At 57.5% G+C, this 14,029-nt stretch carries 12 protein-coding genes and 1 pseudogene; 1 reads left to right on the top strand and 12 read right to left on the bottom strand.

Going from position 1 to position 14,029, the window contains the following annotated elements:
- Position 1: 1 nt before the first annotated feature.
- From ABIE13_RS00790 to ABIE13_RS00750, 9 genes are all read right to left on the bottom strand, one after another.
- On the bottom strand, positions 2–769 hold the full coding sequence (locus ABIE13_RS00790) for an ABC transporter ATP-binding protein (RefSeq protein ID WP_354440300.1): 768 nt from the start codon (positions 767–769) through the stop codon (positions 2–4).
- Positions 769–1,716, bottom strand: a complete 948-nt coding sequence (locus ABIE13_RS00785; protein ID WP_354440298.1) for a branched-chain amino acid ABC transporter permease — start codon at positions 1,714–1,716, stop codon at positions 769–771. Before ABIE13_RS00785 ends, ABIE13_RS00790 begins: the two co-directional genes overlap by 1 nt.
- A complete protein-coding gene (locus tag ABIE13_RS00780) occupies positions 1,713–2,585 on the bottom strand; it encodes a branched-chain amino acid ABC transporter permease (protein ID WP_354440296.1) in 873 nt (290 codons plus the stop codon). Before ABIE13_RS00780 ends, ABIE13_RS00785 begins: the two co-directional genes overlap by 4 nt.
- Positions 2,586–2,628: 43 nt before the next feature.
- Complete coding sequence (locus ABIE13_RS00775) at positions 2,629–3,789, bottom strand: ABC transporter substrate-binding protein (protein WP_354440294.1); 1,161 nt, start codon at positions 3,787–3,789, stop codon at positions 2,629–2,631.
- 118 nt (positions 3,790–3,907) lie between these two features.
- A complete protein-coding gene (locus ABIE13_RS00770; RefSeq protein ID WP_354440293.1) occupies positions 3,908–4,687 on the bottom strand; it encodes an alpha/beta fold hydrolase in 780 nt (259 codons plus the stop codon).
- Positions 4,688–4,718: 31 nt separating this feature from the next.
- Entirely contained in the window at positions 4,719–6,749 is a 2,031-nt protein-coding gene (locus ABIE13_RS00765) for a flavin-containing monooxygenase (RefSeq protein ID WP_354440291.1), read from the bottom strand.
- Positions 6,750–6,888: 139 nt separating this feature from the next.
- Positions 6,889–7,833, bottom strand: a complete 945-nt coding sequence (locus ABIE13_RS00760) for a LysR family transcriptional regulator (protein ID WP_354440289.1) — start codon at positions 7,831–7,833, stop codon at positions 6,889–6,891.
- A gap of 122 nt (positions 7,834–7,955) precedes the next feature.
- Positions 7,956–9,164: an alpha/beta hydrolase family protein gene (locus ABIE13_RS00755; protein WP_354440287.1), complete on the bottom strand. Its 1,209-nt coding sequence runs from the start codon at positions 9,162–9,164 to the stop codon at positions 7,956–7,958.
- Between the two features lie 105 nt (positions 9,165–9,269).
- Positions 9,270–11,483 (bottom strand): OsmC domain/YcaO domain-containing protein, encoded by a 2,214-nt coding sequence (locus tag ABIE13_RS00750; protein ID WP_354440286.1) that lies wholly within the window; start codon positions 11,481–11,483, stop codon positions 9,270–9,272.
- A gap of 136 nt (positions 11,484–11,619) precedes the next feature.
- On the opposite strand from ABIE13_RS00750, the pseudogene ABIE13_RS00745 reads away from it, so the two are divergent.
- Positions 11,620–11,826: pseudogene (locus tag ABIE13_RS00745) on the top strand (amino acid kinase family protein); the annotation flags it as partial.
- 112 nt (positions 11,827–11,938) lie between these two features.
- Here the strand turns inward: ABIE13_RS00745 and ABIE13_RS00740 are convergent.
- The 3 genes from ABIE13_RS00740 to ABIE13_RS00730 are packed head-to-tail and all read right to left on the bottom strand — an operon-like array spanning position 11,939 to position 14,026.
- Positions 11,939–12,637: a GntR family transcriptional regulator gene (locus ABIE13_RS00740; protein WP_354440284.1), complete on the bottom strand. Its 699-nt coding sequence runs from the start codon at positions 12,635–12,637 to the stop codon at positions 11,939–11,941.
- A 37-nt stretch (positions 12,638–12,674) separates the two neighbouring features.
- On the bottom strand, positions 12,675–13,340 hold the full coding sequence (locus ABIE13_RS00735; RefSeq protein WP_354440283.1) for an amino acid ABC transporter permease: 666 nt from the start codon (positions 13,338–13,340) through the stop codon (positions 12,675–12,677).
- Positions 13,341–13,345: 5 nt separating this feature from the next.
- Complete coding sequence (locus ABIE13_RS00730) at positions 13,346–14,026, bottom strand: amino acid ABC transporter permease (protein WP_354440281.1); 681 nt, start codon at positions 14,024–14,026, stop codon at positions 13,346–13,348.
- Positions 14,027–14,029 lie beyond the last annotated feature (3 nt).

The following is a 14,029-nucleotide window of genomic DNA, read 5'->3' as shown; positions in this document are numbered from 1 at the left end:
TTCATGCGGCCTCCAGCGATTCAGCACCTAAGTAGGCAGCCAGAACAGAGGGGTTGCTGCGTATCTGTGCGGGCGTTCCTCTGGCCAGTTCCTGGCCAAGGTTCAGCACCACAATGCTGTGTGAAATTTCCATGACCAGTTTCATGTCGTGTTCGACCAGCAACACCGTGATGCCCCGAGCGGCGATCGCCTGGATCATTCGCTTGAGCTGCTCCGTCTCAGCGCCATTGAGACCCGCCGCTGGCTCGTCCATGAGCAACAATCTTGGCTCGGACGCAATGGCGCGCGCAAGATCCAGCCGCTTGATGGCACCGTAGGACTGCTCGGCCGCTGGCATATCCGCCGCATCAGCCAGGCCCACGAAATCCAGCCACTCCAGACTGCGCTCACGCAGCGTACGCTCCTCACGCCGGTAGGCTGGCAAGCGAAACAACGCGCTTATCAGGCCACGATGGGCAAAGCGGTGACTGCCAATCTGCACGGTCTGGAGTGCGGTGGCTCCTTCGAAAACCTGAGGGTTCTGGAAAGTCCGCGCTACACCCAACCCCGCCAAGCGGTGCGGGCCCACACGCGTGAGGTCTTGCCCTTCCCACAGAACGCTGCCGCTCGTAGGGCGATACAGGCCACTGATCACATTGAAAAGCGTCGTCTTGCCTGCCCCGTTAGGTCCTATGACGGCCATGATGCTGCCCGGCGGGACCTCGAAGCTGATGCCCGACAAAGCCTGCACTCCCCCGAAGCGCATTTCTATGTTTTGTACCTGCAGCATCAGTTCCCCCTCTTGCGCCAGCGTTGCTGCAACGTCGGCAGCAGACCGCGTGGCAGGAACAAGACGGTAAACACCAGCACCAGACCGAAGACCAAGGTCTCGTAGTCATGAAACCAGGTGAGCAAGTGGGGAAGAGACATCAGGATCGCTGCACCCACGATTGCGCCGTAAATCGATCCCATGCCACCCAGCAAAACGATGATGAGCATCTCGAACGAGTACAGCAGATCTGCCTCCCCCGGTGTGATGAATTCGGTGTAGTGGGCGAAAAGGCTCCCCGCGACACTGGCATACACGGCTGAGACCACAAAGATCAACAGTTTGTAGCGCGCAATGTCCACGCCAGAGACCTCTGCCGCCACCTCGGATCCCTTGATCGCCACCAGCGCCCGTCCTATAGGCGAATTCACCAGATTCAGCGCCAGCCAGGTTCCCGCCAGCAAGGCACAGCAGATCGCGATATACCACTGCACACCGCCCTGCAGACGAAAGCCGCCCACCTCAAACGGCTTGACGGATATGCCATCCGGCCCACCAAAAAGAGCTACGTTCTGATTGAGGATGATGTAGATCATTGAGCCCATGGCCAGCGTAGCCATAGCCAGCAAGTGACCGCGCAGACGAAGGATGGAACGGCCAATGATGAGCGCAATGAGCGCGCACAAGCTCGCGCCCGCCAGCAGTGCCACTGGTACCGGCCAGTCCAGCCGAGAAGTGAGCAAGGCAGAGCTGTACGCGCCAATGGCGAAAAAGCCCGCATGTCCCAGGCTGATCTGCCCCGCAAATCCTAGTAGCAGGCTCAGGCCCAGGCACAGCAAGGCACGAATGCCTATGTTGTTGGCTACGTTGAAGTAGAGGTCACTGGTGATGAGCAGCGGAAGCAAGGCCATGATGGCCGCCAGCGCAACCAGCCCGCCAGTCTGCGGTTGCAAGAAACCGGATTTCATACACGCTCCTTGTGGCGGGCACCGAAGATTCCCTGTGGCGCCAGCAACATGACCGCCAGGATGACCAAAAGCGCAATCAGGTCCTTGTAGCTGGACGACAGATAGCCTGCAGCCATCGACTCCGTCAATCCGAGCAGCAGGCCGCCCACCACCGCTCCCAGGCCGTTGCCCATGCCACCAATAATGGCCGCTGAAAAGCCTTTGACGCCCAGGTTCAGACCTACGTCGTACGAGGTAAAAGTCAGCGGCGTCACGAGCACGCCGGCCAGGCCACCCAGAAATGCTGAAAGAGTGAAACTCCACCGAAGCACCACATCGATCTTGATTCCGAACAACTGCGCCGCCATGGGGTGCGCTGCAGCCGCCAAAATAGCCTTTCCGTGACGGCTGCGCCGAAAGAAGCTGTCTACTGCCACCACTGCGACGATCATCAGACCGATGACCCACAAGGTCTGGGGCACGATAGTGACACCCATCACCTGAATGAGCTCACCGCTGCCGATGGGCGCCAGCGTATGCACTTCCTTGTCCCAGAGCAGCATGGCAATGCCCCTGAAGACAATGCCAAGGCCAATGGTCAGCAGCATGAGCGTGAGTACAGGCGCTTGCCTGCGAGGCTCTATTGTCAAGCGCGCCATCAGTAATCCGACCAGGGACGTGCCCACTACAGCCAGGAACATGGCCACTGGCAGCGGCATGCCAAGGCCGGCGAGCGAGACCGCACCCATGCCTCCGAGCATCACAAACTCTCCCTGCGCCAGATTGACCACGTGGCTGGCGTTGTAGATCAGCGCGTAGCCCAAGCCGACCAGCGCATAGATTGAACCCATGGCGACACCGGAGATCGCCAGCTGCAGAAAACCATCCATTGGTCGATCCCGATGCGGTTGCTGTCAGAGGTCCGGGCGCGCCTTAAGGTGCGTCCTTCTCCAGTGCGAAGCCCTTGCCTTTTACACGCATGGTGTAGACGGAATCGATATCCAGGCCAGCGTGGTCCTTCGGTGTGTAGGTGTAGGTGCCGTTGATCATCACCAGGCCCTTGGTCGACTCCAGCGCTTCGCGCACCTTTTTCTTGTCGTGCGCACCGCCCGCGCGGCGGATGGCATCCACTGCGATCATCAAGCCGTCGTAGCCGGTTGCAGCGAACGCCGACACTTCGATCTTGTATTCCTTCTCATACTCGTGCTTGAGCGTCTGGATGATCTTCTTGCGCGGGTCGCTGTCTGCCAGCTGATCAACAATCGGCATCGCCACAGTGGACATCAGAACACCTTCTGCACCTGGTCCTGCCAGTTCGATGAAGCGCTCAGTAGCATTGCCGGTGGCCACGTAGAAGGGTTTTCCGATCTGCAACTGGTGGAAGTTCTTGGCAGCCAGCGCAGCGCCCGCACCCAGGCCAAACACAAAGACCGCATCCGGACCTTTGCCCCGAATGGTATTGAGTTGGGGAGACAGGTCCTTGTCGTTGTCAGCATATTGCTCATCCGCCACCAGGGTCATGCCCATGGCGGGAACCAGCTCCCGCACTGCCTGCTGACCAGAAACGCCGAAAGCCGAAGTGGAAGACAACAGCCCCACCTTGGTGACACCCCGATTCTTCATGTGAATAAGCGTCTTGCGCACGGTGAGCGCTTCGCCAGCAGCGACCTTGAACACCCACGGACGCACAGGCTCCGTCAGGCGGCTCGTGGTGCCCATGGCCACAAACGGCACGCCAGCGGCTTCTGCAATGGGAGCGGCGGCCAGCGCATGGCCTGAAACACCGCCGCCGACGACGATGTCCACCTTGTCGTTCTCGATCATGCGCTTCATGTAACTCACAGCCATCGCCGACTTCGACTGATCGTCGTACTCAACCAACTCAATCTTGCGACCGTCAATACCGCCCTTCTGGTTGAGCAACTTCACCCATAGCCGAACGGCTTTGAGTTCAGGATCGCCAATCGTTGCGGCGGGCCCCGTCGCTGGGTTGAAAGTGCCGATGCGGATGGTGTTGCTGTTGGCGGACACCGTAGGGGCTACGGCCAGCGTCAACGCAGCCGCTACCGAAGCCAATAGATTCCTGATGTTCATGCTTGTCTCCTGAAAGTTAAGAAAACGGGTCTGGTGCCCATTGCGGGGAATTCCGGAAAAAAATTCGGAAAGTTTGAGAGAGCGGGCCATCCCCAATCTGGCGAAAGCCTCCAGGCGTTCAGAGCTGCGTCAGAAATCCCTGGATCTGCCGAGCCGTCTCTTCCGGTTGCTCAAAGTGAGGCAGATGGCCACATTGCGGCAAGATGACCTTGCGCGAACGCGGCAGTGCCTTGCTCCACACTTCAGCGTATGGCGTGGGACAAATCAGATCGGTGTCCCCCCATAACACCAACGAAGGTGTCATGAGCGCATTCAACTGGCCTTCCAGGACTGGATTGAAAAATCCTGTGGGTCCACCGCCCAAACGCGCAGTGCTGGCGCGGTTCTTGGCAAGCATCTGTTTCTGCTCATGCGTCATTTCCATGGACAGGATGCGCTCCACGATGGACTGGTCGAAATAAGCTTTTCGAGTTACTTCTTGCGGCGTCCAGGACAGCATGTCGGGCACGGGAATATCATCGCGCCGCAATCCTGCCGGACCGAGTAAGGTAAGACTGCGCAGCAGCGTGCTGTTTCGAACGGCAATCTCGCTCGCCAACCAGCCCCCCAGGGAACTGCCGATCAGGTGGACGCGATCTACACCAAGGCCCTCAATCACGTCCAGATAGAACGCCGCCAACTCGCCCATGGAAGAAATCCACTCAGGCGCATCCGACTTACCGTAGCCTGGGTGCTCGATAGCAATGAAGTCGAACCCGTGCGACATGGTTTCAAAGAATGGCGTCCAGTGGCTCAAGCCGGCTGCACCGTGCAGGAACAGCGCAGGTTCGCCCTGCCCGCCTCGGAACATTCGCAGCTTGACGCCGCGCACGGTGTAGGAAGATTCGAATTGCATCATGTCAGATCAAAAAATTGCGGGCTAAGGGTTCTTATGCCGATTGGCCGGCGGCTTCGTCGGTAGATTGGTCGGCGGGGTCATTGACGATGGCGATCGCAGGGGAAATCGCAGGGACGATGGCACTGGGAGTAACGAGATAGTCATCCGGCTCGAACTCGCGCGTGAGCTCCCAGTAGTCCACCAACTTCCAAGGTGAAGTGATGGTCACGCGGTTCTCGCTGTTTTTGTACCAACTGCTCACCCCTGGGTGAGACCACACCATGCCGCGGCAACGTTCATCGACCTCATCGTTGTAGCGGTCATGGATGTCTTCACGTACTTCAATCGCTTGCCAGTCGTTTTCCAGCATGGCGCGCAAGGCCTGCATGATGTACTTCACTTGGCATTCGGTGTGGAATACAAGGCTGCCACCGTGTGCCAGCGCCGTATTGGGGCCGCAAATCACGAACAGGTTCGGAAAGCCCGGCATGGTCATGCCTTTATAGGCGCGAGGATTCTCGCCCTTCCAGGCATCTGCCAGGTTCAGGCCATCGCGCCCGGAGATCTCCAAAGGCCACAGGACTTTGCCCGCATGAAAGCCGGTGGCGAGAATCAGAACGTCTACTTCATGACGAGTACCGTCCTGCATCACGACTGCGTCGTTTGTGATGCGCTCGATCGGACCGTTCTCAAGCGCCACGTTAGGGCGGCGCAGCGTGCGGTACCAATGGTTGTCACGCAGCATGCGCTTGCCATAGGGAGGGTAGTTGGGAACGCACTTAGCGATCAGCTCTTCGTCATCTTCCAGTTCGCGCCGGATATGTGAGATGAGCACTTCCCGCATGGCGTGGTTATCGCGATTGAGCGACAACTCGGGCTGCGTCCAGTCCGGATCAACCTGCAGCGTATCGTGGAAACCATCAGAGCCTGCCCAGAACAATAGAAAGCGGCACCACTCCGTGAACAATGGGATGTTCTCCAGAGCCCACTGCTGACCTGCACTCACAGGCTTGTGGTAGTTGGGGTTGTGCGCCGCCCAGTGAGGAGAACGCTGAAAGAGTGTCAACTTGGCGACGTGAGGAGCTATCTCCGGGCCAGCTTGCATGGCACTGGCCCCTGTACCTATCATGGCCACGCGCTTGTCCTTCAGGTCAACCCCGTGGTCCCACCGTGCCGTATGAAAGCTCGGGCCGGCGAACTCATCCAGCCCCTCAATGGCCGGTAGCGCAGGCCGATTAAGAAGACCTACAGCGCTGATGACCGCCTGAGCGTCCAGCGTCTCAAGAGCCCCATCTTCCTTGCGCAATTCAATGCTCCAGGTCCCAACGTTCTGGTGGTACTGAAGCCGCGTAACCTCAACCCCAAAGCGCACGTGGCGGCGCAGGTCGTGCAATTCGGCGGTGTCTCTGAAATACTCGAAGATCTCATCCCGCTTGGCGAAGTGGTGAGACCAGTCGTTTTTGGGGTTGAAGGAAAAGGAGTAAAAGTGGTTGGGCGTGTCCACACCACAGCCTGGGTAGTCGTTTTCGAACCAGGTTCCCACCATTTCATGATTCTTCTCCAGGATCACAAATGGTATGCCCGCCTGCCGCAAACGTATGCCGGCGCAAATGCCAGACAAGCCGGCACCTATGACCACCACCCGGAAATCCTCTACCGACTCCGGTGCCTGACCGGAGTGCCAGTGCACGGCACGTGGGTCTTGATCTGCGAGCCGCATTTCTTCAATCAGCAGCGGCACATAAGATGCGGGCACTTGCTGCCCGGCACCCACGCTCATGATGCGTTGCAAGCGTTCATCAGGAACAACGCGCGGCACTGGTCGTTCACTTTGTGCGTAGTCCTGGAGCACGCCTATCAGGCGCTCTCTGATACGTTTTGCCAGCTCAGGGGGAATCTTTTGTTGATAGCTCCATGCCCCTTCAATGTAGGGAGCGGCCTCCTCCAGCAGTGCGCTTTCGTCTGTCAACTGGGCCAGGACCATCAGTGCGGGTACCACGTCCGCGTCCTCCAGAGACTGGCGTAGCAGTGCCTCATTGCGGCACGCGCTCTCTATCATCGGATCCATCTTTGTCTCGGTCATTTTGTGAATGACCGCAATACTAGTCAGCGAGACAATTCAGCAAAAGCGATTTAAATGGATGGCAACCATCACTCAATCCGATGACTCGTTCGGCACATGCCCCAAGTTTTTCCGGGGGCAAGCTCAGGTTGCCGAGGAGCTATGAGAGCGACTTGCCGTGCTCGCTTACGGCAGCGTCCCATAGCGCACGCACTTCAACCAATCTGCGTTCCAGAATCTCCGCGAAGGCTCTGGCGGCGGGTGTCAGCGGTCTGCGTTGGTCGCGAACCAGGTAGAGATCAAAGCGCAAGTCCGGATTGATCACCGGGTAGATGAAGTATTCCTTCGAGTCGAGTTCATGAACCACCGCGGTCATGGGAGACAGGCAAGCCCAATCTGATGCAAGCACACTTTCCATTGTCGCAATAGTGCCATCGACCCGCATCAGCGAGCGGGGTTTCACGGCGCCGCTGGCAATGAGCGTACTGATGGCTTGACCCAGCAGATGGCGGTCAGAAGGCACGACCAGCTTGAGGTCATCGCGCGCCGTCAGATCGCACGGCGTGAGAGACTTGCCGTGTATGGGCTGCCCAGAGACCATCACGCACAGATCCCGTATGCTGGAGTGAAACGCCAGGCCGCTGTGTTCCTGCGGCATGGCAGCCAGCGCCACATCCAGTTGCCCGGCCTGAACCTGCTCCGTCAGCGTGCGGTGATAGGCCTCCACGATGCTCACATCCACCTTGGGATAGCGCTCTCGGAACTCCCGCAACACACCCCCCAGGATGCCCCTGCAAATGGACGAAGGCAGGCCAATGCGCAGCGATCCCGTGATCTTTTTGCCTTGGACCAGATCGATGACCTCCTGCTCCGCCGCCGCCAGATCGCGCAGCAGCGGCAAGCTGAGTTCATACAGGCGCTGTCCTGCAGGGGTGGGCACCACGCCCCTTGCTCCGCGCTCGAAAAGCGGTGCTCCAAACTGCTCTTCCAGATTACGGATCTGCGCGCTCAAAGCCGATTGAACAACGTGTACTTTCTCCGCTGCTGCGGTGAAACTGCGCTCCTCATAAGCATTGACGAAATAGTAAATCGCACGCATGTCCATGGTGATCGATCGGGAGAGTGGCAACGGTGCGGACTTTAGCGGACCTGGGTTGGAGGTGCATCGCAACCCAGCGATCGGCGCTCTCGACAGGCGGGAATTACCCTGAATCGATGTGCGATGTGTTACTTGGGCTGCAGGCGGCGTAGAACAGCGGCATCCGGGTAGCTCACCTTACCCGTCAGAAGAGGCGATTCATGGATCGCGCCCTTCACATACCGGTCGAAGAACTCCAGTACGTATCCGTTGATCATGGCATGCGCAGCGCGCGGATGCAGCATGCGCGCATCGTGAGCTTTGAAGAGGCTGGTATCCGCAAAGCTACCGTGATCGGTGCGATCCATAGTGATGTGAAACCAATCTGCTGAAGTTCTGTCCAGCATGGTCCAGTAATGCAAGGCGGCGGCACTGCTCATCTCAATGCGCGCGGCGTCTGCTTCGATGTTCTTGCCACGGGCTTGAGGCACGGGGCCCTCACCCCCGAACATCAGGAGAACTGGCCGTTCGCTGCCCAAGGTGACCACTCCCCTTGGCCCAAGCAGGCCATGTGGCCAACCATCGAGATTGGCTGCTGCTTTGACACGTGGTTCATCACGCGTGGCTTGCAGTGACGTAAAGCCCCCAAGAGACCAACCCAATGAACCCACCCGCTCGAGGTCAAGGCGGGAGAAAAGGCGGCTCTTGGGGCTTTTATCCAGTTGGGTCAACCGGTCGAGCACGAAGCTGATGTCCTGGACATACAGGCTCACATCGGAAGAAGCCAGCATTATTTCCAGTTGCTCGCGACGAGAAAGCTTGCCTCCATCAGTGACTTCCCCTCTCCATTTCTGGCCATCGTTTGAGTAGGATGTTCCATCTGGAAAGCGGCGGATTTCGTTGGCACCTGAATGCCCTATGGACACCACGATGTAGCCGTGGCTGGCGAGAAACTCCGTCTGAAACGTACCGCTGAAGTGGGTATGCGTGCCGCCGTGGTTGTAGATGAGAACCGGGTAGCGGTTGTTGCCGGTCGCAAGCGATGCGTCCAATATGGATTGAGTACGCACATGGGCCAGCTTGTGCACCCAGTGATCATCCGCATAGAGCTGTGGGCTGATCGCATACGGCGCCTTGCGCGGATTCTCCAGGACAGCCGCCGGATACCAGACCTGGACCATCAGCTTGCGTGCGTCACCTGCATTGGAAGTGCTTGGATCATCAATGCGGTCATTGACCCAGAGCTCCTCAAAAGTGCCTATAGGGTGTGGGCCGCGCGGGTCGCTCGCAAACAAGTCCGGGGGTACGCGGTAGGCGGCTTTATCAGAATCACTCGCCCAGGCTGTGGGTACTGCCATGCCGGTCATGACGAAACACCCACAGACGACGAGCCAACGGCCCGCGGACAGAAGCCTGGACAAAGTTGTCTTCACTGGCGTGAATGGCGAAACGCGGATTTCTGACTAAACGGGCACAACAGACGCTGCCGCAGCGCGAGCCCTTGCCGCATGGAGCTTCCTGTAGCTATCCATCAGCCGGTGATGCCTGTCCAGGCCCTCCAGTTTCAAGCTGGTCGGCGTCAACCCAAAGAATCGGACACTGCCATCGACCGAGCCCAGCACGGCGTCCATACGCTCGTCGCTAAACATCCGCCGAAAGTTGGCCTCGAAATCTTCGATCTCAAGCTCGTCGTCCAGCACGACTTCAAGCACCGCATTCAAGGCTTGATAGAACAAGCCACGATCAACGGTGTTGTCGTTGTATTGCAGGAACGCTCCAACGAGCTCCTGAGCTTCTTCGTACCGCTGCAGTGCAAGTTGAATCAGCAGCTTCAGTTCGAGAACGGTCAACTGGCCCCAGACGGTGTTCTCGTCAAACTCGATGCCAATCAGCGTGGCGACATCACCGTAATCATCCAATTCGTTGTTCTCGAGTCGATCCAGCAATGATTCGAGGCTGGAATCGTCCAAGTGATGCAGATTCAGAATGTCGGCGCGGAACAGCAAGGCCTTGTTGGTGTTGTCCCAGACCAGGTCTTCCACTGGATAGACTTCTGAGTAGCCTGGAACCAGGATCCGGCAGGCCGTGGCACCCAACTGGTCATACACCGCAACGTAGGCTTGCTTGCCCATTTCTTCCAGAATTCCGAAAAGTTCGGCCGCTTCGTCCGCGTTGGATTGCTCGCCTTTTCCGGAGAAGTCCCACTCTACAAAATCGTAGTCAGATTTGGAGCTGAAAAACCTCCAGGAGACGATGCCGCTGGAGTCAATGAAGTGCTCCACAAAGTTGTTGGGCTCCGTCACCGCATTGCTGTTGAAGGTAGGCCGGGGTAAGTCGTTCAAGCCCTCAAAACTGCGACCTTGCAGCAACTCGGTCAAACTCCGTTCCAGAGCCACCTGCAGGCTGGGATGTGCTCCGAATGAGGCAAACACGCCGCCTGTACGCGGGTTCATCAAGGTGACGCACATCACGGGGTATTTCCCGCCTAGCGACGCGTCCTTTACCAGCACAGGAAACCCCTGCTCTTCCAAGCCTTTGATACCCGCCAAGATGCTGGGGTACTTGGCCAGCACATCTGCGGGCACATCGGGCAGCGCAATCTCGGAGTTCAAGATTTCGCGCTTGACGGCTCGTTCAAAGATCTCGGACAAGCACTGCACCTGAGCTTCAGCCAGCGTGTTACCTGCGCTCATGCCGTTGCTGACGTAGAGGTTCTCCACCAGGTTGGTGGGAAAGTACACGGTCTCGCCATCGGAATGGCGCGTGAAAGGCAGCGAACAGATGCCGCGTTCTACAAAGCCCGAATTGGTGTCATGCAGGTGCGAAGCTTGCAGCTCGCCATCCGGGTTGAAGATCTCCAGGCAGTAATCGTCCAGGATTTCTGGCGGCAGTGCATCGTCCGGGCCCGGCTTGAACCAGCGCTCGTTCGGGTAATGAACAAAATCCGCCTCAGCAAGCTCTTCACCCCAGAACTGACCCGCATAGAAATGGTTGCAACTCAGTCGCTCAATGTATTCGCCCAAGGCGGATGCCAACGCGCTTTCCTTGGTCGATCCCTTGCCATTGGTAAAGCACATGGGCGAGTGCGCGTCACGAATATGCAGCGACCACACGTTGGGAATGATGTTGCGCCAAGAGGCGATCTCAATCTTGATGCCCAAGTTTGCCAATACTGCTGACATATTGGCAATGGTCTGCTCCAAGGGCAAATCCTTGCCAGGAATGTAGGTGCTGGCGTCAGAGGCCGGATTCAGCGTGAGCAGCGCCTGAGCATCCGCATCCAGGTTCTGCACTTCTTCGATAACAAACTGAGGGCCTGCTTGCACGACCTTCTTGACCGTGCAACGCTCAATGGAGCGCAAGATGCCCTGGCGGTCTTTGGCGGATATGTCTTCCGGCAGCTCTACCTGGATCTTGAAGATCTGTTGATACCTGTCTTCAGGATCGACAATATTGTTCTGCGACAGGCGAATATTTTCTGTCGGGATGTTTCTGGTCGAACAATAGAGCTTTACAAAATAAGCAGCGCACAGAGCCGATGAGGCCAGAAAATAATCAAACGGGCCAGGTGCCGAGCCATCGCCCTTGTAGCGAATGGGCTGATCGGCGACTACCGTGAAATCATCAAACTTGGCTTCCAGCCGGAGCTTGTCGAGAAAATTGACCTTGATTTCCATAAATACCCGAAATGGTTAAGGAGCCTCTGCAAAACCTATCGCGGATGCCGGGCGCTGATGCGGGAATTATCCCGGAGATGCCTTAACCACTTTTTCTTGGGGATTGGGCTCAGACTGCAGAGAGGTGTCGAGGGCTCTGTGGATGCTCACTAACATTCCTGGCGTGCTGGATAAGCAAGGTCAGCTTTTGCCGGAACTTACGCCGGCCGGCATTGACGATCTGATCGCAGACGGCACTATCAGTGGTGGCATGCTGCCCAAGATTGCTGGCGCCCTGGATGCCGCCAAAAGCGGGGTCAATGCCGTGCACATCATTGATGGCCGCGTACCGCATGCGCTGCTTCCGCCCCCTCAAGGGGACGGTAAGTACAAGGGGGCAAATGCCAGGCGGGTCAACGCCGGATTCCAGCGCTCAGCCTTTCCAAATCCTGGAGTTGCCCAGGTTGCTGCAAGAACTACTTCAGAACAGCCAACGACGCGTGAGACGTGCTGTCAGCCTCGAACTGTATGGTTGCAAGCCCACGATCCAGATGGATATCCAATTCGGCCAACATCTCATCCAGACTATCACCCAATGCGCACTCAAGGAATTTTCGGTGGTTCTGTTCGAAGTCAACCTTGGGGGCGTGGGCGATCTGGCAGATGGCAAACCCGAGCTGAATTTTTTGGGTCATCTGCTGCCAGAAGGACGGCATCAGATGGTTGCCACAGCGCTCATAGACGAGGCCGTGAAAATGTGCCTCTGCGCGAATCTCATCCCCAAGATCATCGCTCTCGACCGCAGCGATCATCTGCGCAAAACGGCGGCTCAACTCAGTCCGGAAACCCAGGTCGCGTAAGGGCCAAATGCGTGCGTAGGCCTGCCTTTCCATGACCCGCCGCATCTCATAGACATCGCGCAGAACGTCCGAGTTAACTTCGGTCACGAAGGTACCGGCGTAAGGCCTGTTGTGAGCCAAGCCGCTCTCTATCAGCTCCCTGATGGCCTCACGGAGAAGTCCACGGCTCACCTCCATATCGTTGGCGAGCCTGCTCTCGATCAGTTGAGTTCCAGGAGGAATTTGCCCGGCCAGGATGGCCTTGCGCAGCGTCTCGGCCACTTGGTCGCGCCTCGTCAACGTGGGAACGGGTGCAAATTTTGGGATGCTGCTCATGATGGGGTGATTGTCCTTCGAAAACCTCACACGACCGTCATACGCGCGCGGCGTATCGCTTTTCCAGCCGAGACGCCAGGTACGAACCGGGGTAGATCAGGAGGAAATAAATGATGCCCACCGCCGTCAGAATCTCGAGGGGCCGGTAGAAAGCAGAAGACAGCGCTCTGCCTTGATACATCAGTTCCTGCACGGCAATGACAGAGGCGATAGAAGTATTCTTTGCAAGTTCGATTCCACGGTTAGTAAACGCAGGCAGCATGCGCGAGAACACCTGCGGGACGATAATTCGCTTCATCAATTGTTGGCGGCTCATCCCTAGCGCTCGCCCACCTTCCCATTGCCCCTTGGGTATGGAAGCGATTCCACCGCGGAAAATCTCCGAACAGTACGCCGATGCATTCAGTACGAGACCAAACAGTGCAGCCACGATAGGTGTCAACTGTTGACCTGTCAGGATGGGGAACGCGTAGAAAAACCAGATCAATTGGATAATCACGGGTGTGTTGCGAAAGATCTCGACATAGCCTCGTCCCACCAGATTGGCGGCTCGGTTTCTCGATCCAGTCACCAGCGAAATAAAAAAGCCGATCAACATCGAGACCGGGAACGCGATGACCCACAGCAAGGCTGTCATGCCTACACCTTTGAGCAGCACGTAGTAGTTCTGAAATACCGGAGTGAAGTCCCAAGTAAATTGCATGGCTGTCACCCGGCAAAAGAATCGGAGGAGCGCGCAAGACGAGCTTCCACAACATGGGCCAACATGCTCAAGGTCAACAAGGTGACAAAGAAGATGCCCGCAACGACGGTGTAGACCTCAAGCGGCCGGAACGTGATCGAATTAACTTGCATTGCCTGATACATCAGATCGGAATATGCCAAAGTAGATGCGAGCGCGGTGGTCTTGATGAGCTCAAATGAACGCTCCAGAAACGGGGGCAGCATGCGTTGCGTCGCCTGCGGCAAGATCACCCGCCGCAGGACCCACATGGGCCTCATCCCCAAGGCGCGGGCTCCTTCCCACTGCCCACGGTCCACCGAGATCACCCCGCCACGGAAAACTTCCGCATAGAACGCACCCGACTGTGTCGACAGCGCAATGATGGCCGCGGCATACGGATCCAGACTGACGCCAATCAAGACGGGCAATGCGTAGAACGCCCAGAAGAAATGAACCAGGGGCGGCGTGTTCCGATAGAACTCGGTGAACCACAGGGCTGGGTACATCAACCACTTGCGCATGGAAAGCCTCATGGTTGCCAGCAGAGCACCGATGATTACGCCAACAAAGATCGCCACGGCAGCAATCTTGAGCGTACCGAGCGCCCCGTCCAGGAACATCTGGCGGTATTCCCAGACAGCTCCAAAATCCCAGTCGTAGTTCATGAC

Origin of the sequence: Ottowia thiooxydans, from assembly GCF_040548795.1 — a bacterium.
Lineage (GTDB): Bacteria > Pseudomonadota > Gammaproteobacteria > Burkholderiales > Burkholderiaceae_C > Ottowia > Ottowia thiooxydans_A.
This window is presented reverse-complemented; position numbering and strand designations above follow the sequence as displayed.

Bases quoted from the DNA above. Each gene is read 5' to 3' on its own strand.
- ABIE13_RS00790 (WP_354440300.1), bottom strand. From the start codon at position 769: ATGCTGCAGGTACAAAACATAGAAATGCGCTTCGGGGGAGTGCAGGCT.
- ABIE13_RS00785 (WP_354440298.1), bottom strand. From the start codon at position 1,716: ATGAAATCCGGTTTCTTGCAACCGCAGACTGGCGGGCTGGTTGCGCTG.
- ABIE13_RS00780 (WP_354440296.1), bottom strand. From the start codon at position 2,585: ATGGATGGTTTTCTGCAGCTGGCGATCTCCGGTGTCGCCATGGGTTCA.
- ABIE13_RS00775 (WP_354440294.1), bottom strand. From the start codon at position 3,789: ATGAACATCAGGAATCTATTGGCTTCGGTAGCGGCTGCGTTGACGCTG.
- ABIE13_RS00770 (WP_354440293.1), bottom strand. From the start codon at position 4,687: ATGATGCAATTCGAATCTTCCTACACCGTGCGCGGCGTCAAGCTGCGA.
- ABIE13_RS00765 (WP_354440291.1), bottom strand. From the start codon at position 6,749: ATGACCGAGACAAAGATGGATCCGATGATAGAGAGCGCGTGCCGCAAT.
- ABIE13_RS00760 (WP_354440289.1), bottom strand. From the start codon at position 7,833: ATGGACATGCGTGCGATTTACTATTTCGTCAATGCTTATGAGGAGCGC.
- ABIE13_RS00755 (WP_354440287.1), bottom strand. From the start codon at position 9,164: ATGGCAGTACCCACAGCCTGGGCGAGTGATTCTGATAAAGCCGCCTAC.
- ABIE13_RS00750 (WP_354440286.1), bottom strand. From the start codon at position 11,483: ATGGAAATCAAGGTCAATTTTCTCGACAAGCTCCGGCTGGAAGCCAAG.
- ABIE13_RS00740 (WP_354440284.1), bottom strand. From the start codon at position 12,637: ATGAGCAGCATCCCAAAATTTGCACCCGTTCCCACGTTGACGAGGCGC.
- ABIE13_RS00735 (WP_354440283.1), bottom strand. From the start codon at position 13,340: ATGCAATTTACTTGGGACTTCACTCCGGTATTTCAGAACTACTACGTG.
- ABIE13_RS00730 (WP_354440281.1), bottom strand. From the start codon at position 14,026: ATGAACTACGACTGGGATTTTGGAGCTGTCTGGGAATACCGCCAGATG.